Source organism: Nocardia iowensis, assembly GCF_019222765.1.
Lineage (GTDB): Bacteria > Actinomycetota > Actinomycetes > Mycobacteriales > Mycobacteriaceae > Nocardia > Nocardia iowensis.
The window spans coordinates 7,223,252-7,249,697 of the sequence record NZ_CP078145.1 but is presented as its reverse complement, the minus strand read 5'-3'; the positions used below and the strand labels follow the sequence as shown (position 1 = coordinate 7,249,697).

The window sequence follows — 26,446 nt, the reverse complement described above, 5'->3', positions numbered from 1 at the left end:
TGCGGTCGGCCCCGGGCCGCGCCACTTAGTGCACGTCCAGGTCAGGCTTGGGAGGCGACAGATCCATGTCATTAGACGGACAGTTCCCCATCCGCGACAACTGCGATCCCGCCGACCCAGAGGAAGCGTTCCTGTGGATGCTCGTTGGGCTGCCAGGGCTCAAGGGCGCGCCGTTGCTGTTGCCGATCCAGCACCTGCGCGCAGTCTCGCGCCGACTGTGGGACTGCGGGGCACGACCAGCCGAGGCGCCGGTCATCAAGTACCGGCCACCACGCGCCGGTGACCCGCACTGGCTGCTGTCGCCAGGCACGTGGGCCGACATCAATGACCCCGACCCCGAAGACGTCTTCGACGTCCGGAAATTCGTGGCCGAGCTTCCGCTACGCCAGCGCCAGCAACTCGCCGCCGCCCTCGGGCTGACCGGCACCGTCCCCGACGAAGCACCGCCCGCGCCGATGCTTCCGGTCACCCAGCCCGTCACCACCGAAGCCTCGGCGTCGAATGATGCACCGCCGCAGTTCGATCCGACCCGACGCAGCGTCAAAGCCGTGCTGGCCTACCTGCGCACCGCCGACCCCGACGAACGCGAACGAGTGCTGGCCATCGAGGCGCACTTCGGCAAAGCCCGTCCAGCGATTCTGTCGCGCTTCCAGCGCGCCTGATCGAAACCAGCTCCGACAGAAGGAGTTCCGTATGCATGCACGATACTGGCCGCTGCCGCGAGGTCACCTCGTGACCTCACCCTTCGGGCCACGCGAAGACGGTTGGCATTTCGGTGCCGACTTCGGCTGGCCCGGCGGTTCCGCCGGGCTGACGGTCTACGCCTGCCAGGGCGGCACCGTCGTCCGCGCCGGTCCGGCCCGAGGATTCGGCCACTGGGTGGTGATCGACCATCCCGATGCTGACGGGGCCGGGACCACCGTCTACGGCCACGTCCGCCCCCACGTCGAGCTAAGCCAGCGCGTCGAGGCCGGGCAACCAATCGCGGCGATAGAACCCGACCGCACCCGCAACGGCAACGTCGCCCCCCACCTGCACCTCGAATGGCACCGCAGCGTCCTCAGCCCCCCAGGCCCCGACCGCCTCGACCCGCTGCCGCAGCTCGACGGCGCGACCTACCCAACCACGCAAGGAGACCTATTGACCGAGTTCGGCATCGACATCAGCAACCACCAAGGCGAGTTCGACTTCGCCCGCGCGGCCGCCGAAGGCATGACCTACGCAACCCACAAGATCTCCGAAGGCACCTGGCAAGACCCCTACTGGCCACGAGCCCGCGAGCAAATGCCCACCCACTTCCAGTACTGGGGTGGCTACGTCTACTGCCGCCTCGACACCCACCCCGACACCGAGGCCGACGCCCTAACCTCCTACGCCGACACGACGGTGCCAATCCAGATCGACTACGAAGACCTCACCGGCACCCCATCTCTGGCTGACCTGCTCGCACGTGTCGAGGCCATCACCGCCCGCGGATTCGAGCTGCTGCCGATCTATCTGCCCCGCTGGTACTGGCGCGACAACATGGGCTGTCCGGATCTGTCCGGACTGCCGGTGCCGATCTGGAACAGCCACTACGTCACCGGCACCGCCACCCCCGCCCAGCTCTACCCCGGCGACAACCATCCCGGCTGGGAACCGATGGGCGGCAAGGACATCGCCATCCTCCAGTTCTCCTCCACCGCCGCGATCAGCGGCCAACTCATCGACGTCAACGCCATCCGCGGCGGCCGCGATCAGCTCAAACGCCTGTTCAGAAAGGACCCCGATATGCAGCTCACCGACATCATCATCAACAAAGACGGCAACCCCGTCACCCTCGCCGACCTACTCGCCTCCCTCGACATGCACGCCTCCTGGGTCGTCGACCAGCTCGCCGGCCCCGACTCCCGTCACCAGCCCGGCCCTGGCCTGGACCCCACCGGCTGGCCCCAACTCGACGGCAAGTCCGTAGTCGACTCCGTCGCAGCCGCGCACGACAAGATCGACGCCGTCACCACCGTGCTCGGCCAGGTCCAGAACAAGATCCAGACGATCCTCGAACACCTCGACTCCGACCCCTACGCAGGCCGTCACCGCGCCCAGGAGACGGAGTAGGCGATGGGATGGCTCAACGCCGAGGTCGTCCAAGCATTCGGAGTCGCGCTGGCCACCGTCATCGGCGCCTTCACCGCCCGCCAAGCCGGACAAGTCCGAAAACTCCGCGACCGCGTCACCGAACTGGAAACCCAAGACCGCACCGACATCGAACGCTTCCGCACCATGGTGCGCCTCATCCGGACCCTGCTCCATCACCGGGACGAACTCAACGGCCTGCTCGCACAGCGCGCTCCGGACGTGAAACCGCCTGAGGCACCGGCTATCCCGGATTGGCTCACTGCCGAACTGTGACCACACCGAACAAGCCCATCCCCGACGGATCCTGGAACCTCGGTGCCTTCCGCAGGTTCCAGGACCAATCACCCGAGGACGCAAAAGCCGCCATCCGCTCCGGCGTCATCGGTGCCTACACCGGCGCACAGAACACCCACCGCCGCGAAGTCCGCCAACCCATCCAGGCCCGTCCCACCTACGACGAGATCCCCACCGACATCCCGCTGTGGGCCAACCTCACCGCCACCGACGACACCACCTTCCCCCTCGCCCTGCTCGCCCGCCAGCCCAACGAAGACGGAAAGCTGAACCAACCGCCGTTCTACCAACCCGCCACCGGCGCATTGGAAATCGGCATGATACGCGCAACCCGAGACCGCGAATACCGCCAAGTCGGACTCATCATCGGCCCCGCCGGATGGTCATTCATCAACAACGCCTTCGTCGCCGTCTACAGCCTCAACCAAGACAACGGCGACCTGTCGCTGATCTGGGACAGCGGCGACATCAAAACCGTCCTCAACTACGCCTCCACCCAATACCGGTGGGACATACCCACCATCAACGCCCGCCAAGGCGACATCTACGGCGTCGGGTTCCTGGCCAACTACTTCGGCATCGGCTACAAACTGGCCTCCGTAGCGCGCTGGATCATCAACCAGCCCTGGGGCACCCAACCCACCCACCCCTACTACTGGACCCGCGGCTACAACGGCGGCGGCAACGGCCCCGGCCTCCCATTCCCGCCACCGTTCATCACCGCAGCCCACCTCGGAACCAACCACTGGTGGCCCTGGTTCCTCCTCGGCTGACCACCCCGCACCCGCGCACTCGACAGGACATCCATGCCCGAAACACCCTGCCCGACACACGATGACACCGAACGGCTCCGCCAGCCACCACGGCTGCGCACCATCCGCTTCGGCTGCTTCCGGCTCACCTACATCCCTGACGGCCACGTCGGCCTCAAACCCCGCGGCTGGCTGCCCGACACCACCGACCACGACTGGACTGCCAACGCCGAATACCTCGACGCGAACGGCAATCTCGTCGCCGGGCTCGGTGGCCTGCTCGTGCAGCGTGGCCGCCGCGCGCTGCTCATCGACACTGGAGCCGGGCCGATCATCCTGCCTGACAACCCCGCCAACCCGATGACCGGCGCCATGATCTCGGGCCGTCTGCTGGACAATCTCGCCCGCGTCGACGGCCTGGGCCGCATCGACTCCATCGCCATCACTCACCTGCACTTCGACCACCTCGGCTGGACACTGTGCTCAGCCCCCGGAAACGATCGGCCTCCATTTCATGGCGCGCGCATCCATATCGGTGAATACGAATGGAACTGGTGGCGCTCGCTGACCCCAGCGATGATCGCTACGTTCCCCGGCTGGGCGAAAGGCAGCGTCCTGAACCGGCAGGTCCTCGATACCATCGCAGGCCAAGTCCACCCGATTACCCACGGTGCCAGGATCTTCCCCGGTGTACACGCGATGATGATTCCTGGTCACTCCACCGGTCACACCGCATACGTGATCCGGTCTCGGGGTCGCCGCATGATCGTTTTCGGCGATGCCCTGCACTCGCCGGTCCAAGTCGCCCACCCGGATTGGGTGTCCGGCTCCGACTACGACCAGCACGAAGCTGTGTTCCATCGACGTCGGCTGGTAGACCGGCTCGCTGACAGCGGCGACCTTGCCTTCGGCATCCACTTCGCCGACGTCCCCTTCGGGCGCGTACGACGCGACGACACCGGCCGAACCTGCTGGGTCTCCTACGACTGAAATGTCCCGTCAGCCTGGAGGTCCCATGGCCGACTACCTCGGGTATCGCCCCAACAAGTACACGCTCGTCCTCACCCGCGGCGCGGCGTTCACCCAGCGGTTTGAGGTCGCCGACAATCCGTTGCCGTACGGGACGACCTCATGGATCGATATCTACGACACCGATGACGAGCTGCTCACCACATGGCACGCCACCACCATCACCGCACTGGCCGTCGAATACCTCATAGAACCCGATCACAGCCGGGTCATCGGACGAGAAACCCACACCACCTACTACCTGTATGTCAACTGTCCAGGCACACGACTGCCGTACTGCTGGTTTCGTGGACCGGTCATCCACGACAGGTAGCCGCAGCTGCGCGGTGATCTCGACGCTGCTCGCCCACGAAACCCCGATCCAGATTCTGGGTGGCCAGTTGAAATTTCCCCCTGGCGGCCACCTAGCGGGGACCTATGGCTGACCGGGCAATCCGACAGCAAACGATCGCGCTGTGGAGGGATGCTTGGTACGCGGCATTACCGCTCGTTCCCGCGGTGTGCCTCGTCCGGATGGTTGCTGCGTTTATCGCGCTTGGCGGGGGTGGGCGTGAGACGTGAGCGTTTCGTTCCGGCCTGCCGGTGTGATGGACCCGCCATACTGGTGTCCCCATCGTCCGACGGAGAGAGGGAACACCTCATGGGTCGTGGTATCGCGGTCCTTGCCACAGTCGGCCTGGTGCTGGCTGGTTCGGTCATCTGGGGCGCGGACGTCCGTGCCGACCCGGTCACGGCGCCCTCGCAGTCTCCTGCGCCGCACGACATTCCGGAAGGTCTTACGGGGTCGTTCACCGGCTTCCCCGCCATCACCGCACCCCCTGTCACCACCCCAGCACGTGCCATCTCCGGCGAAGGGCCGGTCTCGCACACCGACTTCACCCCTGCGTCGAACGGCTCGGGGTACTGCATGATCGCCGGTCCGTACACCCGAGATTCCCGGGTAGCCGCCATAGGACACCTCAACGGCAAGGACTGCGGGACCAAACTGCGCGTCACCAGCAAGCGTGATCCAAGCAAGTCAGTGATCGTCACCATCATCGATGAGTGCGGCTGCCATCTCGATCTCAACGAAGGTGTCTACCAGAAGTTGTTCGGCACTTCAGTCTCCGGCCAGCAAGCCACCTGGGTGACTGTTCCCTAGCCTTTTGAGGGTACGACTGACCCCGACGGACGTTGAGCGGCGGTCCGAACATCGGCATTTGCGTGCATTGGGAAGCCTTGTCGACCAACGTATCTGGACGATCGACCAACGCGCGCTCCGCGGCATGAGCGTACGTTGCTTCTGGCCGGGTGAAGGTCGTCGCGACCAGCGATCATGTTTTCCGCGTGACGGTCACCCCCGCCAACATCTTGACCTTGTCTTCGAGGCCAGCTTTGTTGGGGCCCATCAGGTCGTCCGACTTATTTCCGTTTTTGAACATCATGAAGGTTGGCGTGGTGCGGCAGCCGTACTTCTGCGCGACCGGTGCGACCTTGTCGACATCGACGCTCACGAACACGATGTTCTGGTACTGCTCGAACACAGGGCTGATGAGCCTGCTGGGACCACGCCATGTCGCCGTGAAATGGGTAGCGACCTTGTCGTTCGTGCGAAATATCTCCTCGAACTGCTCCGGGCTGGTGATCTCGATGACATCCATGGCCCCTCTTCTCAGTTGGTATTAGGGCATCTTCGCGAACACTCCAGATGTGGCACGCCACGCCGAACACGGAGTCCCTTCTCGCGCAGTTGATCAGTTGCCGGACAAGCATCCGGAGTAGTGGCTTGTCCCGGGTCTGCACAGTCGTGGAGATCCTCGCGGCGCGGGCGGCGGTCCACGCGGGCCGCCGCCCGCAGATTCGAGGCGCATCGGCATTCGGTCACCAGTCGCATGGACCGGTTCACCGTGGTGACCGGACTTCAGCGGCCGGCTACCCCGGCGGAAATCTTCGAAGCCGCCGACCTGGTCAGATGGGTGTCGATCTCTTGGAATATCGACAAGGCGGAGAAGCCTTTCCATCCGCCTTTCCAGGCTTCCTCCGGCAGCGCCCAGCTGGAGAGTTTCACCCCGACCGTTCCGGTGGCCTTGTTGATGTAGAGCATCTGGCCGTGGATACCGATGCCGATCACCACATTACGATCGCTGGAGGGTGACCAGAACATGTTGTGGAACTTGCCACCTGGCATGTCGAGTTCGTTGTACCGCGGACCGTCCGCGAAAGCCTGTGCGTCGCCGCCTTTGAAGACGTCGTCCACCCATCTCTGCGACACCACTCGGTGTCCGCGTAGTGATTTACCGCCACCGCAGATCATCGCCCCGTACCGGGCCAGGTCACGCAAGGTGGCGCAGATGCCGCCGTCGAACCCCCCGGTGTCTTCTTCATCGACGGTGATGTAGGCATCGTGCTGGGCCCCGAGTTTCGACCAGAGCAGCTGAGACGCTATCTGCGCGAAGGACATATCCGTCCCGCGGGCAATTTTGTAGGCCGCCTCGCAGACCCAGCCGATCACGTAGGTTTCGCAACTGCGGTACTCGAAGCAACCCGGTATCCGCTTCGGGTCCGAGGCCAGCTTCATGTTGCTGAGAAACTGCTTGACCGCTGTCGGTGACTGATCACTTGGCCGCGGTGCCCACCCGGACGCGCCGTCCATCTCCCGCACCTCGGAGGTGGGGTCGAGGTAGTCCTCGGAGAATTTTACGGCGCTACGCATATCGAGCACTGTCTGGACGGTGGCGCCCTTGTAGCCTGAGTTCGGACCACCCAATTCCGGCACGTAGTCGTTCACCTTCTTGTCGGGCTCGAGCATGTATTCGCCGCGGGTCGTCATCTTCTCTTGCTCCATCAGGATCCCGGCGACGGTCGCGGTCAGCGGTTTGGTCACCGACATCAGGATATGTCTCGTATCCTCTGCCATCGTCCCGAAGTACTGCTCGATGACCACCTTGTTGTCACGCAGCACGATCCAGCCGTCGGTGTCGGTGGCGTCGATGATTTTCCGTACCGTGTAGCGCTCGTTGTTCTTCAGCGTCACCTCGAGATCGAGGATCTCGTCACGATCCACCCAGTCCGCATCCGGTAGCGACGCCACGTCGCTGTCATCGTGGATCCGGGGAATGGGTTCGGTGCTGAGAATTTTATCCATGTTCTGGTACGACCAGCTTCCCACCGATTTCTGCCAATTGCCGTTGGTCACCTCCATGCACGGGGTGGGGGGCTTGGGAAACTTCCTCGACATTGGATCTCCTTCGAATATGGAGGATTCTGAGTCCAATGCTGTGACAGAACCCTCAGGAAACGGATGTTGCAGTGCAGACCGGCCCCGCGCACTCCGTGACCGGCGCGGTGGCGGGTCTCGATGAGCGCGACAGATTTCCCTGCAACCATGAGACCCGGTACTACCTATGGTGTGCGGAACCACCTGCCCTGCATATAGATTCGTTGCGCTACACGGGCGCGGGCCGTGTCGGCCTATCACAGGCACGCAGCCTCACGGCGGAGGAAGCGCCCGAAAGTGGTTGTCCGCTTTATGCTCCCGCCCGGCGAGACCCCATCGGTCGCCTCAGCGACGACAGCGCGAACGTGTCGTCGAAGTGCTGAAAGGGCCCGCAGAACGCAGGAGAGGGCTCTGCGCGAACAAGTGTCCTGCGCGCTACTCCGGAGCCGGATCCGTCAATTGACGAATGCCACCTGGAACTCGTTGGCGCCGACGGGAGTTGGCTGTGCGGTCACGATCGATCACCTCCTGCTGGTTGTCGTTGGACCGACACTCGAACAGCCACGAATGCGGCTGCCGGAGCTGGAGTTCGATGATGAAGCTGTAGCGAATTGCCTTGGCTACCAACACCCACTCTCCCATCATGACTACTACTGCGCCACCTATCTGCCGAAAACCGACATAGGGACTGTTTGGGTACAGTTCGCCGTTCCCGAGTTCGGCTCTGCCCGTGTATCACCGTCCGGCATCAGCCCGACAGGTGCGCGGGCGGGTGGATGAAGCCTGTCCCGCAACTGCTGTTCGAGCTCCCCGCAGCGTTCGGAGAAGGCTTCGCGGACCTCGCTCGGAGCCCTAAGGGATGCACTCAACTCGACAGGAACGGACGTTGAGAAGCGTTGTCATCCAACCAAATTGGACGGCCTGGCCAACGCGCGCCATGCGGCAGTAGCGGACGTTCGTCGGACGCGGCCGAACGTGGCTGTTCGGGCTGGGGTTGCCATCAGTGGGCATCTCAATGGGGTGGCCGGTAGCCAGGCGAACAAGCTCTACCTCGGCGCGGGGCAATGATGCTGAACCTGGACGGATAGACCAGTTCACGCGCCGTGCTGTCCGGTCGGCGGATCGTCTGACGAAGCAGCGAGCAGTATTGGCCTGGACTTGGCTGGGCACTCTGCTAACGCAACCTCGCTCGAATCCGCTCGATGAGAGGAGTAGCTGATGTTCACGGCAGTCATCAAGGGTCTGTATCCCGCAATGGTCCAGGAAAGCGGCGGGGAGAAGGTCACTGTGACCGGCTTCGGCTTCACCGGGGCCAGCAGGGTGTTCTTCCGCAATCATCATTACCCGAAAAGGCCGGAACACGACGTCCAGGACTACACGGTGGACGACGATTGGCATATCACCCTGACCACTCCCAAAACCCCCGACCGCGGCCCCTACGACGTCTATGTCGTCGTGGACAACCAGGAATCCACGACTCCGCTCGTCGAGACCACGGCCTCGGACGGGGACTCCATGCGCAACACAGGAACAGGCGGGATCACACGGGTCACCGTGCCCAGCGCCGCCAACCAGATACACGTGGGAGCGACCCCAGGCCGCGGGGGCATCGGGCACGAGTACTGGAACGTGGACTGGTCCCAGGAACCCGATGTGGTCAGTTTCGATCGCTGAGTTCAGGCGGCGGATCCGCGGTCGTGGGCTGCTTGGCTCTGGCTGCCAAGCACTCGCGTCGAAGAAGTTGATGCTCTCGCGGCAGGCGGGCGCGATGGTCATGCCGTGAGCTGTAAACACCGACGGAAAGGAAAGCACCATGACGACAGGGACAGTGAAGTGGTTCAACCCGGAAAAGGGCATCGGCATGATCAGCCCGGACGACGGAGGCCCGGACACCTTCGTCCACCACTCGGACGTCAACGCCTCGGGATACATGACGCTGGAAGAGGGCCAGTTGGTCACTTTCGACGCCGTCGCGGGTCCGAAGGGTCCACAGGCCAAGAACGTCACCATGCAGTGAGCTGATTCGCCGTTGCCGTGATCACGCCGCTGGTGATGGCAGACATAGCAGAGCCGGTCACGGCGTCGCGGGCCGGTTCCACGGTGACGGCACACCAGCATTGAGATGACCTCGGAGGCGTAACAGGCGACCGCGTCCCTTCCGGGGCGAGTGTATCGCTGCAGCGTGTGGACGGATGCGTGCTGAGAACGGGCGGCATGGGTGTGCTGGCCCGTTCTCCGTGTCGAGAGGGGCAGCGCGCAGTGCCGCCAGCGGTGCAGCGTCCGCTCACAACCCGGCAGTCGAATACGCGAGCGTCGACCGGCGACAAGATCCGGATGTTCCGATGACAGGCCAGCTGAACGCACTCAACTCGGCAGTAGCGGATCTTCTCAGGGTGTTCGACCGGCCGCTTGATCAGGACCGATCGAACACTCGCACATCGGCATGTGCGGATATTCGCGGTAGTTGCTGGCGATGAGCCACACTGTGCCAACTGGCCGCCTACGGGATACGTAGCTGGCCGTCGGTGGGAATTTTCACTGGCCGTTGTCACCAGATCCGGAAATTCACAGCGGGGCACGTGCGCAGCGCTGACTCAGCCTCCTCGAGCTCACGGAGAGTGGATTGTTCGGCGCGCTCCCAGGGGGATACGAGATGCTGTCGTTCGACCCCAGGGCACGGCTGGGTGTCGGCGGTCGTTACCTGGGAGCCGATGGAACCAGCGGCTCACGGAGGGATTCCCGGCCACTGGATAACCGCTCGCTCAGGGACCTGAGCGGACGGGCTGCATGCAGCGTTTCACACGTTCGAGGAGCGCCGACCGTCTAGCGCACCTTGCCCGAGAAGTAACGACTGACGCTCGGTGAGTCTCTCGTCAGTTCCCGTACACCGATTATCGCCTCGCGAGGAGAAAGACGGAAGCCAATGCGCAACATCAAGACTGCCCGCGCCGACGCACCGACTGTCGGCACGATCACCGCACGCGCTCCCCGAAACCCGGTGCAGACCATGACCATTCCCCACGTCCCACCAGCGCGTATGGCCATCGGCGGATCCGTGCCGAACAACCTAGACCGATCCGGAGAGGCTCAGTGCCCGTCATCGGCACTAGGCAGTCAAGGTCAACCGAGCTAGCCTCGCACGGGTGGAGGTGGAGATCTATACCGATGGGGCGTGCAGCCCCAATCCCGGACCTGGCGGGTGGGGTGCGGTGCTCCGATGCGGTCAGCACGAGCGAGATATCTATGGCGGCGATCCAGGGCCGACGACAAACAATCGAATGGAGTTGATGGCACCGATTCAAGCGTTGGAGGCTTTGAAGCGACCATCGACAGTCCGGATTTATACCGACAGCATGTACGTCCGGGACGGCATCACTTCGTGGCTGCCGAAATGGCAAGTCAACGGGTGGGTTACGACGAAGAAGGAGCCGGTCAAGAACGCGGACCTCTGGCAGCGCCTTGCTGACGCCTGCGCGAGTCACAAGATCGAATGGGAGTGGGTAAAAGGGCATGCCGGGCATCCGGAGAACGAGCGTGCTGACCGCCTAGCTGTCCGCGGTGTGCTGGAAGTCGGCGGATCGGAGAAACGGCCTGGTACGCCCGCACCTCGTCCTGCGAAGCCTGATCGTGAACAGACTTCGCGGGGCGGCGAGCAGTGCAGCGCGTTCACCAAAGCCGCAGAGCGCTGCCGGACAGCTGCCGGGCGATCGGGGCTTTGCCATGTGCACGACCCAGCGTTGCAGTGTGGCTCGATCACAAAGAAGGGCAAGCCATGCGGCGTCGCGACCGGCGGAGGTCGATGCAAGGCGCACCGAGATATCGGAGACCGGCCTGCCAGCGCTGGACAATCTGAGCTCAACTTGCTCGACCAGTAACCTTTTTCGGGACTCCTCCATCAGCCGCTATTCGAGATATTCCTTTTGTTCGTGGCACGGTTGTCGGGTTTCGTGCGTGCGAGGTCGTTGATCGTCCCGACCACTATGGGCCAGTACATCTCAAGGGTGTCAGCGTCTGGGACCTCGCCGACTAGTTCGAGTTGCTGTCGAGGGTGGACAATGTTACGGAATTTGCGCAGCGCTCCGATTACTTCGCCGACGTCACTGTCGATCCATTGGAGACGCCGTGCCACAAAAGCGAGGGGGTGTAGCCCCCAGTCTCCTGGGCCACGCGGCCTGCTCACGTTGAGCTTCTTGGCTTCTGGCTCGTCGAAGATTTCGGGGGGCACGGGCCGGTGCTGGGCAGCGTCGTGCAATATGCCTTCGAGGAGGCTGCCCGCCAGGATGACAGCGGCGAGGTAGCTGCCGGTCTCCCGGCAAGCATGGAACTCACGGATCCGCTGGTTAAGCAGGGGTATAAGCCGTCTGTCGGTGACGACATCTTCGACTCTGTACAGCAGTTCGCGTCTGCTGGGATCCTCCGGCGGATGGTCGGGTTGGGCTCTACCAGGGCGCAGGTGTGGGCGTAGGTCGTTATCGAGCTCGATATGGACGAGCTCTGGCTCGAGGAGCCGGTTCAGATCTGCACGAATGGCGTCGGTAAGTTCGGGCCTGCCGGGGTATTCGCGGCGGTCGACCAGTCGGCACAGGACGCGTTCCATCGCGTCTGTGTCGTGGCGTTTCCGGGCGAGCTGCTCGTAGGTCCATGATCGGCGCGATTCGCCGTCGTAGTCAGTGATTTCATCCCACCCGGCGCTCCGGAAGAAGTCAACGAGGTCTACCGCGCGGCGATAGTGGAGTGTGTCGTCGCCGCAGATCAGATCGGCCAGCGACGACAGTGTCTTCTCATCCAGGGGCTCCATCTCAAACCTCCGAGGTCTCGATCGAGCGGACATCGTGCTGAGCAAGCATCTGCCACAGGGGTGCCAACGCCGATTCTTGGTCGAGAAGGAACTGGCTGTGGACGATTCGGTGAAAAGGCCACCCGGCGCGGTGTAGCTCGCGCAGCGATTCAGCGTCTCGTTCAGTGTCCTCAGCGCTGGCACCGGTGTGGTGGTCGCACACCACCGCGACGGCGCCGCTGGTGCCGTATACGACGATGTCGAGCTCGCGCTTGCCCACCGTGACATGCGGGCTGGCGTGATAGCCGCGTTCGAGGAGCGCACGGTAAACGCGTTGCGGGAACAGGGAAGTGAAGGGCGGGCGAAGCGAGTCCGCCGGATACTCGACCGCGCTCGGCCGCGGGGCCAGATTTCGCGTGTTCTGATAGTGGGAAAACATCCTGCGTCGGATGTCATCTGGGTCGAGATCATCGTCGACCAATGAGGTGGTGATGCGGAGCTGGTCTCGAGCGCGGCTGACCGCGACGTTGAGATCGCGGAGATAACGAGTGTCCTTGCGCATCTGCCTTGTCCTGCCGGAGGAGACAGTAGAGACGATCATGACGTCGCGTTCGTCGCCTTGGAACTCCGCCGCCGAACCGACAGCGAGTTCGCGGCGGTCGATCTCCTCCGGAGAGATGCGTTGGAGTAGCAGATGCTGGATCAGTTGGCGCTGGGCGCGGCTGCGCAGTGCGATTACTCCGAACGTCTTGCCCGCGTAGGCAGGGTCGCTGAAGCAGGCAACGAGTGTCGCGACAATATGCTCTGCTTCGAACTGGTTGACCATCTTCTCGTTCGCCCCTTGGGCCAGCCCGTTTGGGACGCGATCGATCACGACGGGTTCCAGCCGACTCGCACCGTACTGCCGAAGCGGCACCAGGCGGCCACCGTAGAACTCCTGCGACGGCCAGTCGATGATCTCGGGCATGCACCGGAAGTGCTCGCGCAGTGTGACGGTGTTAGGGAAGGCGCAGCCGAGGATGTTGTAGAGGTTGCCGTTGGGTAGGAGCTGTATGCGCTTGTACTCGTCAATGTGGGGGAAGTCGGTGTGCAGCCGCTGTTGCATCTTCTCGAGGTTCTGGATGCTGGACTGTGGAGCGCACTGCCTGTCGTCGCCGACGACGACGATCCGTGGCGCGAGCCAGAGCAGGAAGATCGATGTCATCGCGGCTTGGCTGGCTTCGTCCACGATTACCACGTCGAAGGAGTTCGGCTGCGCCAAAATCAGTTCGGCGACTTTGGGAATGGGCATCACCCAAGCGGGTACCGCCTCTCGTGCCGCCCGCATCGCGGCCTTTGCAGCTCGGCGATAGTCCGCGGTGTAGTTGCCGCGCCCCGGCCCCTGTTTCTGTGCCAGCACCTCGAAGTGCTTGAGTGCTCGGTGTTGGCTTGGCGTCATCTTTTTCAGGCAGTGGTCCCACGCCAGTTCGGTTGCTAGCTCCGCGGTGACCTTCCGGAGCAAGGCTTTGGCTGCGACCAGGTCCGCCTCCCGCCTCCCGACCAGATCAGGGCGGTGGGAACCCCGCAGGAACCGATGGGCCACTGCCCACGACCACGCCTCGCGGACATGTCCGATCCGCCCATCCCAAGCAGTGTCGCAACAGGTTCGATCGATCTCGTTTGCCAACTGTGGATGAGCGGTTGTGAGGATCTCCAGCAAGTCTCGATAGCGACGGTGATCGGCTATCGACCGCCGCACCGAGGCCAGGCCGTCACAAGCAACGCGATAGTCGTCTGGGTCTCGGGCTTCCAATGCCTCAGCGACCGCTTTACACTCTGGGGCCGAATCCGGTTGGTCGGCAATGGCTTTCCATTGCGACAACCATTCGGCGTAGATCCTTCGAGCAGCCTCGCCTTGATGCCGAGTGAGGGCTGCACCAGCGGCATCAGCAAAAGCTCGCCAGGTGCCCATATCGGACAGGATCGCCAAAACCCCAGTTGATGAAAGGCCGCTACGTATTATGGCAGTCTTTTCTGCAAGCTCTTTCAGGACAACCAGCTGAGGTTCGATCTCCCGTCGTTGCGCAAGGCGCCGGAAATCGTCGGAATCCCAGTCCCAAGGATCGGTGACGTACTGCCACACGTGATCCAGGGCTGACATTCCCACCAGAACCTTTAAGTACTCAGCTACCGCGCTCGCAGCCTCGGGTGTTGTCGGTTCGACGCCATGAAACGTGAAACCCTGCCGCACGACGGCGGTCGCCTTGCCGAACGCGGTCGAGGTCTTGAGGACCTTGTTGCGCAGAAGCTCGCCGCTCTCCAATCCTGCCTTTAGATGTTCGGCTGATTGGAGCAGCACCTTTGCCTGGCCGCGAACAGCTGCCCACTGCTCAGGGAGCAGAGCCGTGCACCGCACATCACGCACCGCGGGCGCACGCAGACGTCGATCGAGATCGGTCGCCACCCCGACCTCGCCGAGGACATCGTTCCACGCCTCTACGGCGACACCTGCGAGGACTGCGTTGGTTCCGGTCTCCACCGATGAAATGCGGTGCAAAGCAACCCGGTACAGATGTTCAGCCAGTTCGAGCACGCGCCGTGCAGTGTCTCGCCAGGCAAGAACGGTATCGGTAGGCAGAGCGGCCAGCCGATCTGTGAGTTGGCCGATCTCTCCATCCTGCGGTGGCAGTGCCATCGTATGGATCGCTTCAGCAACAGCCGACGGCGCTGGCGTCGATTCCGCATCCGGTATGTACTGTGCAGCACGGGCGGGGTCGTTCAGGCCGGCGCGACCCAACACCACCAACTCGTGCAGGTCCGATGAGGGCATCGGGCATTGAGTAGGTGCTGCTGGGGGCAGCGGCGGAAACCACGCGAACCGCTCAGCGTGGTCTGCGACGGTTTCTGCGATATCGGCGAGTAGACCGCCGTATCCCTCTGCTACTGGCGGATGCTCGGTATGTTCGACCCGCAGGAGCTCGGTGAGGTCATCGGTCAGCGCTTGGACCTTAGCTTGTACAGCATGGCGCTGTGCGCCAAGCCTTTTCACCTCTGCATCTATGGCCTCGCTGGTGGTCCGCGACAGTCGCGCCGACATATCTCGAACGCTCGTTTCGAGGCCGTTGTCGCTACCGCGTTTGCTAGCCATCGACACACAGAGAGATCGCATGTCGTCGGGCAGCTTGTCGCGCAGTACCCGCAACGGCTGCTCGCGTTGGCTGACCACCAGCACGCGAAGTCCATCAGCGAGCATCGCTCCGAGCAGATTCGCGATGGTATGGGTTTTGCCGGTACCAGGCGGTCCTTGTACGACCGCGCCGTTGAACCGCCGCACCCTTTCGAGAACTTCGCGTTGCTCGGCGTTTGTTTCTTTGTGGAACAACGGGTCATCACTGAGCAGGTTGTCCGGGATCGTCCCGGTCGCAGCCTGCCAAGCGCGCTGCTGGCCCTCATCAGGTGTATGTAGCAACTGAAACAGCCCCAGCGGGACGGCGGCTTGTCCCGAACGGAGATGTTCGAGGATTTGTTCGTAGAACGCGGCGACACTGGAGCGGTCGCGTAGACGCAGGATCAGCGCTGGTGAGGCACTTACCGCGGAAGTCTTGTCCACCCGAGATTGTGGTGGCGCCAGCGCGGTGCTGTAGGCGGGACTGTCCGGCAGCATCTGGTGGCTCCAATCAGTGAGCCACTTCGCTGGTTCCTCGGGATTGTGTGGGAGCAGATCCGATTCCGCGACTTCGTCGCGGAGTTCGGAGGCGTGCTTGAGTCGTTCACCAAGCACTCCCATCAGGAACCGCCGGTCTTCGAGCTGCATTGGTACGTCCTGATCAGGCCCGACCAGCACCGCCGACGACTTCTTGTCCACCCGCACCCAACAGCGTTTGACCAGCAAGTGCCGGCGGATGGTCCCTGCTTTTGGGCCAGTACCTGCGAAAAGCCCTGAACACAGAACCAGCTCGAACTCGTCGTCCCGGGTGTCGAGTTTGTGCGCAGCCTCGCGAAGATTTTCGTAGAACGTTCGATAGGGGCGGTCGGCAGCAAGTTGATCAATCCAGCCCTGCCGCAACCCAAGCGCGCTTTGAAGTGTTGTCGCCCGGACATCTCCGCCGTCTACCGCTGGCTTGAGCTGCTCAGAAATCTCGGAGTTGGAGACTTGTGGATCGGTCCACGTACCTTCACTGAGGCATTTGCGGAGTGGTTCCGGCACCGTGGGGCAGGGCGGAGGCTTGCGATACGGCACTTTGAGAACCGACCCGTCGGTTGCGGGGGTTGCTCGAAACTCCAGTCCTCCTGGTAGCTCGCTGAGCCACCAGCACGCGAGGTAGCCCTCAACATCCAATACTTCACTCCGGCTGGATATCGCGGCCTCGCGCGCGTACTCCGCGAGCTTGATCACATCCCGCCGTACTGCATGGTCGTCGGGCAAGAGTCGGTCGTCGGTGTCATCCACGGTAGAACCCCCTCGCGAATAGGCAGCCTTGCAGTATCCGCTGCGGGCCGACGTGCGGTCAAGAAGTCGAAGCGCGCGGATACGCCCTCGACAGGTGAGCGCAGAATAAAATGATCGGCCCGGCGCAGTCGGCAAGCTGGCAGCGACCCATCAGGATGAAAGCGGCATCGACCCCTGGATAGCTCCCACCGCCGATCAAACCGGCTTCAAGCGACGGGTCGGAAAGGTGACGCCGAGCTTGTTCGCTTCTTCCCTCGCATCCGCATCCAACGACCATGACACCGTCAGGTCATCGTTGGGCCACTCCTGGGCGATCGCCCCGAGAACCTCGGCTACCAACAGCTCAAGGTCGTCGCCATCCATGTAGCTGGTTACCTGAACCAGATCGTTGATGTCTCGACCGTTAGGAAGGGGCGCAGGTTCCGGCTCCACCTCCTCCCAGGTGGCATGCCATATAGCCTCGGGCGCGTAGTCGGGATCATCCGACCAGACCACTCGCGCGTTTATCGTCACTGGGCGATTCGGAGGTTCCGTATGCACAAAACGCGGGTTCGGGCCGAGGCCACTGGCCGCTTTCTGCTCAGCACGCTCACGGGCACGACGCTGCTGACGAGACTCAGTCATCACTCGATAGTGCCCCGGAACAGACTGCCGAACAACCGTTTCCAACATCCCCACCGGCGTCGCGGGGCGCTCCTTCCTCATGACCAATCGTCTCGCTGCAGCCGAACGGGGCAAGGACCACCTTTGTGTCCACTACACGGTGCCTATCGGCATCTTGACACGCCCGACCTCCGCATAGGCGGCTGGTATGAGGACGGGACCGGGGAAGAACAGTCGTCGCTCTGCGGAGCAGAAGGCCACGAGTGCTTCGGCTGGCTGGCCGCCGGGAGGCGAACCTGCCCGTGCGCACGCCGCCGCGCCGGCCGCCACATTGCCCGACCATAAGCGAACTCTACGCTCTCGGATCACGGTCGCAACTCTTCTGCTCGACCCTTACTGGACCTTTTTGCCCGAATACAGTTGAATACCAACATATTTCGACGCATTCCCTCGACCTGCATACGTGCTGGTAAAGCTAGGTATCCGAACATGTCCGAAGTTGGCCGTAGAGGGATCTGTGATAACCCAGAGGTCGCAGGTTCAAATCCTGTCCCCGCTACAAACGGCCCAGGCCAGAAGGTTTTCGAACCTTCTGGCCTGGGCCATTTTTCGGCCTTCTGGATGTTTACTGGATGTTTTGACCAGGAAGCACGGCGTCCTGGATGACATCGGCCATCTGCCTGCTCGGACGGCCGCGGGTCGGGTAGGTGTTCAGTCTGGACAACCCACGCCGGCCACCTCGACGACAACGGCCACCTCGTCGCCCGGCCTGGGCGGAGCTACTCAACGAAGTGTTGCGATGACCGCCTGAATCCGCACCGATGTGCGTGCGTTGCGGGAAATCTGTTCGTACTCCAGCGACCAGGTCCGGTCGCATGGTCGATGCTTCCCGTCGCGCGAGGTGGATGGAGGCCGTGAGGTTCGCCGCGATCGACCGCTCCACCTGGTTATCGCTGAGACCCGCCAGTCGCTGCTGGATCGTGGTGACCGGGTCGGTCGAGGTGATCGTGGCGATCATTTCCCGCGCCTGGCGGGAGGACAAGAATTTCTTGGCGCCGCCGGGGATCAGTTCCAGCAGGATCCTACGGCGGGGAGTTGATGAGATCCTTTGTTAGTCTTTCGGTTTCATGAGGACGGAGATGATGCTCGTCCACGTCTGCCAACGTGCAGGACAGGGTGGAAGTCCGACCGTGGTGGCCGATGAGATGACATCGCTGAGCGACGCCGAGCGCTGTGCATTACCGGGTGTGGTGGGCGCATCGCACGGTGTGTTTGTCCGGCCCGGCCGCGCGGCTGTCTCATTGCGCTTCTTCACTGCCGCTGGCGAACTGCCGGCCTGTGGGCACGGCACTGTCGCGGCACTGGCGGTTCTGGCCCACCGTGCACAGATACAGGAGTACGAGGCCGTGCTGCGGTCCGGCGGCCGCACTTTTCGCGGTCGGGCCACCGGCGACGGCACCCGGTACGAGGCTTTTTTCGATCCGGGGCCCGTTGAGCTGAGCACTCCCACCATGGCAGAGAGCGAGCCGGTGCTGACCGCCGTTGGCATCGATCCCGCCGAGACGTGCGCACCATGCCGTATCGCTTCGGTCGGTCGGCCCCGAATGCTGGTGCAAGTTCCCGACCGTGCAATCCTGCGCGGTCTGGCACCGGACATGACCCTGCTACGCGACGCGTGCGACCAGCTAGGACTGCTGGGCTGCTATGTCTACAGCACACCGACACCGGACGGGCGCGCCGCGGCTCGGATGTTCGCCCCAGGGATCGGTGTGCCAGAAGACATCGCCAACGCCAACAGCACCGCCTGCCTGGCAGCACATCTCGCCGATCACGGCTTCTCCGCTCTGGAAGTCGACATGGGCGACTCGCTCGACCAACCGTCCACCATCACAGCCACAACTCGCCCCGGACCGCGCGGCCCAGTGGTCCGCGTCGGCGGCACCGCAACAATCCCCAGGCCCGTCGAGCCCCGCTCACGCAATTGAGCGCCCCCGCTGTAGGAGTCGTGAACACACTCAAATGCCGCGTGGCGCGCGGTTCGAACTAATCACGCAGCACGCCCGAAGGTCAACGGGCTAAGACCATCTCGGTCGGCAACGCACTGAAATGCCGAGAAGCGTGTCAATCAACTCCTCGCACGTCTCCGCCCGCCTCTTGATGAACTTCATTGAGTCGGTGCTAGCCCGTGAAGACCTTCGCAGTGCATCGGTGTCGCTGAGCCCGCCGACGAGAACCTGCACATGATCTTCTACCGGAACCTGTACGGCGCGGCGCTGGACCTCGCCCCGGACCAGGCCATGGAGGCGGTCAGTGTCATGCTGATGAACTTCCAGATGCCCGGCGCCGGCAATCCCAACTTCCGCCGTTACGGCGTGCTGATGGCCAAACACGGCATCTACGACATGCGCCAGCACCTCGACGAGGTCATCATGCCCGTGCTGCGGCTACGGAAAGTGTTCGAGCGCAACGACTTCACCGCCCGTGGCGAACAGGCCCGCGAGCGACTCGATGCATTTCTGACGAATACCAGCAACGCACCCTAAATTCGAGGAACGGCGCGACCGGATAGCCGCTCGCAACGCGAATAGGCGGGAAGCGATGGTGCCCTCATGATCCGGACACGTACTCAGCCGGTAGCGTGGCACGATCGTCTTCTCGCGGAGAAACCGCGCCGCCTGCTGCCGCCGCCAACCATCCAGCATCGCTGTGAGCACCGCCGGAGCCGGATCCAGATGACGACGTTGTCCGCCAACATCATATGCGCCGAACCAGGAGCAAACCGAGTCACGAACCCGTTGCATCCAACGCAATCGATTGATCAGGGTTTCTGTCACCATCGCCCTGCCGATCGGGTTCGACGCAATTGCACCGAACCCGGAATCAGCGGCGGTATAGCGAGGCTCGGTCGACTTCCGCCGATCAGGAAGAGAGCCTGACCTTTTCGGCGGGATCGGCGTTATTCACGCATTCCTTATACGGGTTGACCTGGCCCTGCTGCTCCTGACAGGTCCACGAAGCGCCATCGACGGAGACCGTCAGCACGCCGTGGCGCGAGGTGGCAGGTTGCTCGCCGTAGGCATTGGTCACCGCAAGGGCGGTGGCACATGCGGCGCTGCCCTTGGTGGTGACGGCGAAGATCGCTAGACCGAAGACGCCCGTGCCGCAGGAGATGGCGACAGGGTCCGCTGAGGGGGCATGGAAGGGCGGAGGTTCCGTGGTGCTCGACTGCACGGTCGGCGTGACCGGCGCCGCGGATGTCGCGGTTGCCGGGGTTGTCGTCGTCGAGGCGGTATCGCTCGACGTGTCGCTACATGCGCCCACACTCAACGTGAGGGCGACAGTGGCCGCGACGAGGGGGATCGAACCGGCGATTCGCAAGGGGGCTCTCCTGGCTGGGTCTTGGCATCGAGCAGGTTTCGCTCGCGACAGCCGCCCCGAGCGAATCCGAGGTGAGGCCAATACTTTCGCACCGACGCCGATCCCTGCGAGACCGTAGTTTTTGGTCCGGCACGTCAGCGTGTCGACACAGTGCGAACACGCCGATCAGAAGCCCCGTGCCCGAGGAAATGTTCCTGCGGGCCACTTTTCTATGCTCAGCCCGCGGGCGTGCGCGGGATCATCAGGGCCTCACTCCGCGTCCAGCGCGCGTCGGCCGGTTAGTGGGCCCCATACGCCGACCAGGACGACCATGGTGACCAGGGCGAGGGTGATCACCGAGAAGACCAGCCCGGGGCCGTTGGGGCGGTCGAGCAGGGGGAGTAGGAGGAACGGCAGGAGTGCGGTGCTGATCTTCGACAACGAATAGGTCGCACCGGATGCGGTGCCGCGCACCGCGGTCGCGAAGGACTCCGGTAGGTAGGCGTGCAGCGCGTCGGAGAACACGTTGCTGGTCACGGTGAACAGCCCACCGGACAGCAGAATGAGCGGCACGCTGGTGGCGAAGCCGAAGGTCAGGCCGAACACCGCCATCATGGCGGCGGTCCCCATGACCAGATGCTTGCGTTCGATCCGCTCCATCAACGGGATCGCCAGCAGCGAGCCGAGCGGGTAGCCGAGATAGGTGACGGCCAGGTAGCTCAGCGAGGTCACCACCTCGAAACCCTTGCGGTCCAACACCAGCACCGCCAAGGTGCCGAAACCGTAGTAGCCGAAGACCTGCAGGATCATCACCGCCGAAAACAGCGTTGTCCTGGCGCGGTACGGCGGCCGGACAATCGCGCTGAAGGGCGTGACGGCGGACTTCTGCTGCTGCCTGGCGATCCACTGTGGTGACTCGGGCATGTTCCGCCGCGCCACGACCACCACGGCGGCGCCAAGCCCGCCGATCACGAACAGCCAGCGCCAGCCCTCGACACCCAAGGGCCGCAACGGAACCAGCCATTGGGCGAGGAACCCGACGATCGGCACCGCGCAGAAACCGATTGTGTAGGCGGTGGCGATCAAACGGCCACGCACCTGTGGCGGAACGACTTCCGAGAGATAGGTGTCGGACACGGTCATCTCGGCGCCGATACCCAGCCCCGCAAGGAATCGCGTCGCCATCAGAAAGGTGATGTTCGGGCTGAACGCACCGAGCAGCGTGAACCCGGAATACAGCGCGATATTGACCATGAACATGCGGCGCCGCCCGAACACATCCGACAACCGGCCGATCACCAGCGCCCCCAGGAACTGACCCGCGAACGCCGACCCGACGATGCCGCTGAGCTGAAAGGTGGACAGGTGCATCTCTTGTTTCAGCACCCCGGTAATGGTCCCGGCGAGGAACAACTCGTACAGATCGAAGAACAGTCCCGCACCGACAAGAACGACCAATTTGCGATGAATGGGACGAACCGGAAGTTCATCCAGCCGGAGATGCTCGCGGCCGACCTCGGAGGCTGTGGTCATCCCGCCATACTCCTGATCAAGCCCCCTTTCGGCAACAATTGATCGTGTTCTGTCCGGTTCGCGAAGTTGCTGGTCCGCAGCGCGAAAAGGGCCCTGCCGGAACCGCGATTCCGGTGCTGCCCTGGCCGACTCGGTGCTTGACTTGGTTGGTGCAGGCCGCGTCCGGCCGCACTTCAGCTAACCGAGGTCAGGAGGCCACGGAGATGCCAACACATGACGGAAGCTGGCCGCAGGGGACACCGTGCTGGGTCGACAGTCAGGTCGACGACACCACCCGGGCCCGCGAGTTCTACGGGGAACTGTTCGGCTGGGAAATCCTGGATAGCCCGCCGGACGCGGGCGGCTATCTGATGGCGCTACGCAACGGCAGACCCGCCGCGGGCATCGGCCCCAAGCCCGTCGGCGTGCCGATGCCCTCGGCGTGGACCACTTACTTTGCCGCGGACAGTGCCGACGCGATTGCCGAAAAGGTCACGGCGGCAGGCGGTTCGGTGATTATGTCGCCGTTCGACGTGCTCGACGTCGGCCGGATGTTCGTCGCCGCCGACCCGACGGGCGCGGTCTTCGGGGTGTGGGAAGCCAAGGCGCACACCGGCGCCGGGATCTACAACGAGCACGGCGCCTACTGCTGGAACGAGTTGAACACCGATCGGTACAAGCTGGCGCAGGAGTTCTACGCAGCGGTATTCGGTTGGCATTACCACGAAATCGGGGACGGCGAGAACTTCACCTACTCGACCTTCAGCCTCTCCCCGGCGGGCGAGGAGGTGGGCGGTGTCTTCGATACCTCGACCGAACCGGGCGAAACCCCGCCCTTCTGGCAGATCTGGTTCCAGGTTGACGACACCGACGCGGCCGTCGCCAAGGCCGCGCAGCTGGGCGCCACCGTCCTGATGGATCCCCACGACAGCGCGTTCGGTCGGATGGGAGTCCTGCAAGGGCCGCAAGGTGAGGCGTTCGGCGTCATCGACGTCAACACGACAGTGGGTGAACCGCCGACAGGTGGATAGGCCACGCCGTTAGGTATGGACAAAGGGCCTGCGTTTCGGCGCAGGCCCTCGCCGGTTCACGGCTTGCGGATCGGGTGGATCGGGTGGATCGGCGCCTTGGTCATTCGGGCAGTCGCCCTGGCGGCCCTGTTCTCCGCCGCGGCGGCGGCATTGGCGAGCTCGACATCGTCGGGAGCGGCGGCCGCCTCCTCGGCCGCACGGGCGGCCATCTCGGCTTCGAGAATGCTGAGGAAGCCGTCAGCGGCCTCTTCGGTGGCGAGGACCGCCGCCAGCGCGGCACGTGCGGCGTCGGCCGCGGCACGGGCGGCGGCCGCGGTATTCGCCGCGGCTTCGGCGGCCTTTGCCGCGCTGTCGAGGCCGGTGCGAATGGTGTCGCGCTGGGCCGGCCTCTGCTTCGCCTTTTCTGGCGCGGCCGGGCACGCGTTATCGCTGGGTTGCACCGAATCGCTGGGTTGCACTGAATCGCTGGGTTGCACTGAATCGCTGGGTTGCACTGAATCGCTGGGTTGCACTGAATCGCTGGGTTGCACTGAATCGCCGGGTTGCACTGAATCGCCGGGCCGCACCGAATCGCCGGGCCGCACCGAATCGCCGGGCCGCACCGAATCGCCGGGCCGCACCGAATCGCCGGGCTGCACCGAATCGCCGGGCCGCACCGATTCGGCACGGTCGCGCGCGCTCGCCGAGCGCTGCCGGGCCCGTTCGATCAGCGCCTGCTGGGTGGGCGTTTGGACGGCTACCGGCTGCCCATCCGGCACCGTGCCGGTGGCAACTTGCGCGGACGCGATACCGACTCCGGACAGGACCAGGCCGGAACACGCGACGACCGTGACAACGAGGCGGGTGTGATCACTACGCATAGTGCTCCATCCATCGAAGAAGACCAGCCAGTCTCGTCAACGGTACTTCCACCTGCTCGAGCTTGGGGACAATTCGGACGGGCGCGCCGGTTCCGTCCGGTGCTCAATGACCGCGTGCGGCCTCGAGCAGCAGCTCGAGCGCATGGTTCACGGTCTGCTCGAGCACTTCCTCCGGACTGCCGTCGAACTGGCGATGCGAGGCCGTCACGTCCTTACCCGCGACCGAGAACCACACCGAGCCCGCGGGCTCCCCGTCCTGCGGACCCGGCCCGCCGACCCCGGTGACGGCCACCGACAGCGTCGACCCCATCAGCGACGTGACGCCCTCTGCCATCGCCTTGGCCGCCGTCTCCGACACCACCGGCACCTCGGGCACACCGAGCACGCTGCGCTTGACCTGCGCCGAGTAGGCCACGACACCGCCGCGGAACCACTCGGCGGACTCGGGCGCCGCGCCTAGCGCGGCCGCGATCTGACCGGCGGTCAGCGACTCCGCGACCGCCACCGTCAGATCGCCGCGCTGTACCACCTCGGCAAGTTCTTCCGCCAGGCCGTTGGCTGTCAAGGGTTCGTCCTTTCTTTCGACACCACATCCATCATGCGCATCGCCGCGATGATCAGCGAGGACCGGGTGGAGTGTGCGAGACCAAACCGTGCTGATGGGCGTAGACCACCGCGTGAATGCGATCCCGCACACCGAGTTTGGCCAGGACACGGGAGACGTGGGTCTTCACCGTTTCCTCGCCGACGCCGAGCAGGGCCGCGATTTCGGCATTGCTGCGCGCGTCCGCGAGCAGGAGCAGCACCTCCAATTCGCGGGCAGTGAGCTGGCCGACCTCGGGAGGGATGCGCGGCGGGGCGAGCGTGGTGGCGAATCGGGTGGCCAGGCGGCGGGTCATCGAGGGATCGATCAGCGCGTCACCGCGGGCGGCGATCCGGATGGCGGCGACGAGCTCTTCCGGCGGCAGGCTCTTCAGCAGGAACCCGCTCGCGCCCGCGCGTAGCGCGCGGTAGAGGTTGGCGTCGCTGTCGTAGGTGGTGAGCACAAGTACCCGGGTGCCGCCCGCCGCGACGATCGCCTCGGTGGCGGCGAGCCCATCCAACTTGGGCATGCGTACGTCGAGAATCGCGACATCCGGTCGCAGCCTTGCGGTTTCGGCGATGGCGGCGCGGCCGTCGCTGACCTCGGCGACGCAGTCGAGATCGGCCTGGCTGTCCACGACCGCGCGCAGTCCGGAGCGGAACATGCTGTGGTCGTCGGCGATCAAGATCCGGATCGACATGTTCACGAGCCGCCGATCGGGACGGAAACCGCGGTGTGCCAAGAGGTTCCGGATTCGTCGAGGCCGTAGTCGAGTTCACCGTCGAAAAGTTCGGTGCGGCGGCGAATCCCGCCGAGCCCACGCGGCACCGCGGTGTCTTCGGCCGCCGGTGCCGGTGGCATCGGATTGGTTGCCCGGATCAGCACGCGCTCGGGGCGGTACGCCACCTCCAGCCGCGCCTGCTCGCCGTCGCCGTGGCGCAATGCGTTGGTCAGCATCTCCTGCACGATCCGATACACCGTGACATCCAACGACTCCGGCAGCTCGACCACCGAACCACGCACGGCCACTTCGACATTCATTCCGGCGGCACGCACGTGGTCGACCAGGCCGTCGATATCGGCCAGGCCAGGCTGTCGCTGTCCCGCGTCGTCGCGGCCGTGCAGCAGATCGAGCTGACGGCGTAGGTCCACCATCGCGGCCCGGCTGCTCGACTCCACCGCGGCGAGCGACCGGGTCGCCGTACCATTCGCCGTGTCCGCCATGGCCATTCGGGCCGCACCGGCGTGGATACCGATGGCGCTGACGTGATGAGAGATCACATCGTGCAGATCCCGCGCGATGGCGGCGCGTTCCTCGGTCACCGCACGCTCCAGCGCGACCTGATGTTCCTGGCGCCGCAGCCGTTCCCGCTGCTCCAGGTCGGCGATGTAGGCGCCACGCGCCGCGGTGTACCGGCCGACCAGCCACGGCACACAGCCCGCGGCCGCCGTCGTGGCGAGCAGCAGCCGCCAGTCGTTGTCGTTCTTGCTGCCGATGAGCAGATGTGCGGCCGCGACACCGCCGCACATGACGAGCATGGTCAGTACCGATTTCGGCCCCGACAACCAGGCACCGGCCCGGTACCCGGCCACCAGGAAACCGACATCGGCGAATCGGGTGCCGAACCCGTACTGATGCAGCAGCCAGGCGGCCAGCAGCCGGACCAGCACCTGAGCCACCGCGACCACACCGGCCGTGCGGGGTGGCGCGGCCAGCGCCAGATCACCGGCGACGATGGCGGCCACCGCCGCGACGGTCTGCCACGGCGCGACGGTGAACACGCCGCACAGGCCGAGCACCACGGCGTCGATCAGCGCGGCCACCACCGCGACCACCAGCGACTGGCGGGCCAGCGACCTGCTCACGTCCAACAGTTCGCCACCGCCTTCGTGTCGTCGGAGCCC

23 protein-coding genes and 2 pseudogenes are annotated in these 26,446 nt (G+C 64.1%); 13 read left to right on the top strand and 12 right to left on the bottom strand.

Going from position 1 to position 26,446, the window contains the following annotated elements:
* Positions 1 to 65: 65 nt before the first annotated feature.
* The 7 genes from KV110_RS33340 to KV110_RS33305 all read left to right on the top strand — a co-directional run bounded on the left by KV110_RS33340 (position 66) and on the right by KV110_RS33305 (position 5,334).
* On the top strand, positions 66 to 662 hold the full coding sequence (locus tag KV110_RS33340) for a phage gene 29 protein family protein (RefSeq protein ID WP_218471130.1): 597 nt from the start codon (positions 66 to 68) through the stop codon (positions 660 to 662).
* A gap of 70 nt (positions 663 to 732) precedes the next feature.
* Positions 733 to 2,097, top strand: a complete 1,365-nt coding sequence (locus KV110_RS33330) for a peptidoglycan DD-metalloendopeptidase family protein (protein WP_246634142.1) — start codon at positions 733 to 735, stop codon at positions 2,095 to 2,097.
* Positions 2,098 to 2,100: 3 nt separating this feature from the next.
* Positions 2,101 to 2,391, top strand: coding sequence for a hypothetical protein (locus KV110_RS33325; protein ID WP_218471129.1), 291 nt, complete (start codon positions 2,101 to 2,103; stop codon positions 2,389 to 2,391).
* Complete coding sequence (locus KV110_RS33320) at positions 2,388 to 3,185, top strand: hypothetical protein (RefSeq protein ID WP_218471128.1); 798 nt, start codon at positions 2,388 to 2,390, stop codon at positions 3,183 to 3,185. The genes KV110_RS33325 and KV110_RS33320 overlap by 4 nt, the downstream gene beginning before the upstream one ends.
* 33 nt (positions 3,186 to 3,218) lie before the next feature.
* On the top strand, positions 3,219 to 4,154 hold the full coding sequence (locus tag KV110_RS33315) for an MBL fold metallo-hydrolase (protein ID WP_218471127.1): 936 nt from the start codon (positions 3,219 to 3,221) through the stop codon (positions 4,152 to 4,154).
* Positions 4,155 to 4,179: 25 nt separating this feature from the next.
* The gene (locus KV110_RS33310) at positions 4,180 to 4,506 is read left to right on the top strand and encodes an LtfC-like domain-containing protein (protein WP_218471126.1); all 327 of its coding nucleotides are present in this window, start codon (positions 4,180 to 4,182) and stop codon (positions 4,504 to 4,506) included.
* 327 nt (positions 4,507 to 4,833) lie between these two features.
* On the top strand, positions 4,834 to 5,334 hold the full coding sequence (locus tag KV110_RS33305; protein WP_218471125.1) for an RlpA-like double-psi beta-barrel domain-containing protein: 501 nt from the start codon (positions 4,834 to 4,836) through the stop codon (positions 5,332 to 5,334).
* A 172-nt stretch (positions 5,335 to 5,506) separates the two neighbouring features.
* Here the strand turns inward: KV110_RS33305 and KV110_RS33300 are convergent, their stop codons facing one another.
* Positions 5,507 to 5,833 (bottom strand): thioredoxin domain-containing protein, encoded by a 327-nt coding sequence (locus tag KV110_RS33300; protein ID WP_218471124.1) that lies wholly within the window; start codon positions 5,831 to 5,833, stop codon positions 5,507 to 5,509.
* Positions 5,834 to 6,093: 260 nt separating this feature from the next.
* Entirely contained in the window at positions 6,094 to 7,410 is a 1,317-nt protein-coding gene (locus KV110_RS33295) for a serine hydrolase domain-containing protein (protein WP_218471123.1), read from the bottom strand.
* A 1,197-nt stretch (positions 7,411 to 8,607) separates the two neighbouring features.
* On the opposite strand from KV110_RS33295, the gene KV110_RS33290 reads away from it, so the two are divergent.
* The 3 genes and pseudogenes from KV110_RS33290 to rnhA all read left to right on the top strand — a co-directional run.
* The gene (locus KV110_RS33290) at positions 8,608 to 9,063 is read left to right on the top strand and encodes an IPT/TIG domain-containing protein (protein WP_218471122.1); all 456 of its coding nucleotides are present in this window, start codon (positions 8,608 to 8,610) and stop codon (positions 9,061 to 9,063) included.
* Between the two features lie 139 nt (positions 9,064 to 9,202).
* Entirely contained in the window at positions 9,203 to 9,406 is a 204-nt protein-coding gene (locus tag KV110_RS33285; protein WP_218471121.1) for a cold-shock protein, read from the top strand.
* Between the two features lie 1,126 nt (positions 9,407 to 10,532).
* Positions 10,533 to 10,958: pseudogene (rnhA, locus tag KV110_RS41685) on the top strand (ribonuclease HI); the annotation flags it as partial.
* Between the two features lie 326 nt (positions 10,959 to 11,284).
* On the opposite strand, the gene KV110_RS33275 reads toward rnhA, so the two are convergent.
* The 4 genes from KV110_RS33275 to KV110_RS33260 all read right to left on the bottom strand — a co-directional run bounded on the left by KV110_RS33275 (position 11,285) and on the right by KV110_RS33260 (position 18,216).
* Positions 11,285 to 12,187 carry a hypothetical protein gene (locus KV110_RS33275; protein ID WP_218471119.1) on the bottom strand — a complete coding sequence of 301 codons (903 nt, stop codon included), beginning with the start codon at positions 12,185 to 12,187 and terminating at the stop codon, positions 11,285 to 11,287.
* A 1-nt stretch (position 12,188) separates the two neighbouring features.
* Positions 12,189 to 16,595, bottom strand: a complete 4,407-nt coding sequence (locus tag KV110_RS33270; protein ID WP_218471118.1) for an AAA domain-containing protein — start codon at positions 16,593 to 16,595, stop codon at positions 12,189 to 12,191.
* 195 nt (positions 16,596 to 16,790) lie between these two features.
* Positions 16,791 to 17,219 carry a hypothetical protein gene (locus tag KV110_RS33265; RefSeq protein WP_218471117.1) on the bottom strand — a complete coding sequence of 143 codons (429 nt, stop codon included), beginning with the start codon at positions 17,217 to 17,219 and terminating at the stop codon, positions 16,791 to 16,793.
* A gap of 604 nt (positions 17,220 to 17,823) precedes the next feature.
* On the bottom strand, positions 17,824 to 18,216 hold the full coding sequence (locus KV110_RS33260) for a hypothetical protein (RefSeq protein ID WP_218471116.1): 393 nt from the start codon (positions 18,214 to 18,216) through the stop codon (positions 17,824 to 17,826).
* Positions 18,217 to 18,325: 109 nt separating this feature from the next.
* On the opposite strand from KV110_RS33260, the gene KV110_RS33255 reads away from it, so the two are divergent.
* Positions 18,326 to 19,183, top strand: a complete 858-nt coding sequence (locus tag KV110_RS33255) for a PhzF family phenazine biosynthesis protein (protein ID WP_343224138.1) — start codon at positions 18,326 to 18,328, stop codon at positions 19,181 to 19,183.
* Positions 19,184 to 19,420: 237 nt separating this feature from the next.
* A pseudogene (locus KV110_RS33250) lies at positions 19,421 to 19,811 on the top strand (acyl-ACP desaturase); the annotation flags it as partial.
* Positions 19,812 to 20,117: 306 nt separating this feature from the next.
* Here KV110_RS33250 and KV110_RS33245 read toward each other — a convergent pair.
* A complete protein-coding gene (locus KV110_RS33245) occupies positions 20,118 to 20,576 on the bottom strand; it encodes a hypothetical protein (RefSeq protein ID WP_218471114.1) in 459 nt (152 codons plus the stop codon).
* A gap of 249 nt (positions 20,577 to 20,825) precedes the next feature.
* Positions 20,826 to 22,088 (bottom strand): MFS transporter, encoded by a 1,263-nt coding sequence (locus tag KV110_RS33240; RefSeq protein ID WP_218471113.1) that lies wholly within the window; start codon positions 22,086 to 22,088, stop codon positions 20,826 to 20,828.
* 203 nt (positions 22,089 to 22,291) lie between these two features.
* On the opposite strand from KV110_RS33240, the gene KV110_RS33235 reads away from it, so the two are divergent.
* The gene (locus tag KV110_RS33235) at positions 22,292 to 23,098 is read left to right on the top strand and encodes a VOC family protein (protein ID WP_218471112.1); all 807 of its coding nucleotides are present in this window, start codon (positions 22,292 to 22,294) and stop codon (positions 23,096 to 23,098) included.
* 56 nt (positions 23,099 to 23,154) lie between these two features.
* On the opposite strand, the gene KV110_RS33230 is transcribed toward KV110_RS33235, so the two are convergent.
* From KV110_RS33230 to KV110_RS33215, 4 genes are all read right to left on the bottom strand, one after another.
* Positions 23,155 to 23,958 carry an MSCRAMM family adhesin SdrC gene (locus tag KV110_RS33230; RefSeq protein WP_218471111.1) on the bottom strand — a complete coding sequence of 268 codons (804 nt, stop codon included), beginning with the start codon at positions 23,956 to 23,958 and terminating at the stop codon, positions 23,155 to 23,157.
* A 103-nt stretch (positions 23,959 to 24,061) separates the two neighbouring features.
* Complete coding sequence (locus tag KV110_RS33225) at positions 24,062 to 24,523, bottom strand: CinA family protein (protein WP_218471110.1); 462 nt, start codon at positions 24,521 to 24,523, stop codon at positions 24,062 to 24,064.
* 52 nt (positions 24,524 to 24,575) lie between these two features.
* The gene (locus KV110_RS33220; protein ID WP_393537911.1) at positions 24,576 to 25,241 is read right to left on the bottom strand and encodes a response regulator; all 666 of its coding nucleotides are present in this window, start codon (positions 25,239 to 25,241) and stop codon (positions 24,576 to 24,578) included.
* Between the two features lie 2 nt (positions 25,242 to 25,243).
* On the bottom strand, positions 25,244 to 26,407 hold the full coding sequence (locus KV110_RS33215; protein ID WP_246634141.1) for a sensor histidine kinase: 1,164 nt from the start codon (positions 26,405 to 26,407) through the stop codon (positions 25,244 to 25,246).
* Positions 26,408 to 26,446 lie beyond the last annotated feature (39 nt).

What these genes read in the sequence shown, in the direction of transcription:
- KV110_RS33340 (WP_218471130.1), top strand. Translation starts at nt 66, where the DNA reads ATGTCATTAGACGGACAGTTCCCCATCCGCGACAACTGCGATCCCGCC.
- KV110_RS33325 (WP_218471129.1), top strand. Translation starts at nt 2,101, where the DNA reads ATGGGATGGCTCAACGCCGAGGTCGTCCAAGCATTCGGAGTCGCGCTG.
- KV110_RS33315 (WP_218471127.1), top strand. Translation starts at nt 3,219, where the DNA reads ATGCCCGAAACACCCTGCCCGACACACGATGACACCGAACGGCTCCGC.
- KV110_RS33310 (WP_218471126.1), top strand. Translation starts at nt 4,180, where the DNA reads ATGGCCGACTACCTCGGGTATCGCCCCAACAAGTACACGCTCGTCCTC.
- KV110_RS33305 (WP_218471125.1), top strand. Translation starts at nt 4,834, where the DNA reads ATGGGTCGTGGTATCGCGGTCCTTGCCACAGTCGGCCTGGTGCTGGCT.
- KV110_RS33300 (WP_218471124.1), bottom strand. Translation starts at nt 5,833, where the DNA reads ATGGATGTCATCGAGATCACCAGCCCGGAGCAGTTCGAGGAGATATTT.
- KV110_RS33295 (WP_218471123.1), bottom strand. Translation starts at nt 7,410, where the DNA reads ATGTCGAGGAAGTTTCCCAAGCCCCCCACCCCGTGCATGGAGGTGACC.
- KV110_RS33290 (WP_218471122.1), top strand. Translation starts at nt 8,608, where the DNA reads ATGTTCACGGCAGTCATCAAGGGTCTGTATCCCGCAATGGTCCAGGAA.
- KV110_RS33285 (WP_218471121.1), top strand. Translation starts at nt 9,203, where the DNA reads ATGACGACAGGGACAGTGAAGTGGTTCAACCCGGAAAAGGGCATCGGC.
- KV110_RS33275 (WP_218471119.1), bottom strand. Translation starts at nt 12,187, where the DNA reads ATGGAGCCCCTGGATGAGAAGACACTGTCGTCGCTGGCCGATCTGATC.
- KV110_RS33265 (WP_218471117.1), bottom strand. Translation starts at nt 17,219, where the DNA reads ATGACTGAGTCTCGTCAGCAGCGTCGTGCCCGTGAGCGTGCTGAGCAG.
- KV110_RS33260 (WP_218471116.1), bottom strand. Translation starts at nt 18,216, where the DNA reads ATGATCGCCACGATCACCTCGACCGACCCGGTCACCACGATCCAGCAG.
- KV110_RS33255 (WP_343224138.1), top strand. Translation starts at nt 18,326, where the DNA reads ATGAGGACGGAGATGATGCTCGTCCACGTCTGCCAACGTGCAGGACAG.
- KV110_RS33240 (WP_218471113.1), bottom strand. Translation starts at nt 22,088, where the DNA reads ATGACCACAGCCTCCGAGGTCGGCCGCGAGCATCTCCGGCTGGATGAA.
- KV110_RS33235 (WP_218471112.1), top strand. Translation starts at nt 22,292, where the DNA reads ATGCCAACACATGACGGAAGCTGGCCGCAGGGGACACCGTGCTGGGTC.
- KV110_RS33230 (WP_218471111.1), bottom strand. Translation starts at nt 23,958, where the DNA reads ATGCGTAGTGATCACACCCGCCTCGTTGTCACGGTCGTCGCGTGTTCC.
- KV110_RS33220 (WP_393537911.1), bottom strand. Translation starts at nt 25,241, where the DNA reads ATGTCGATCCGGATCTTGATCGCCGACGACCACAGCATGTTCCGCTCC.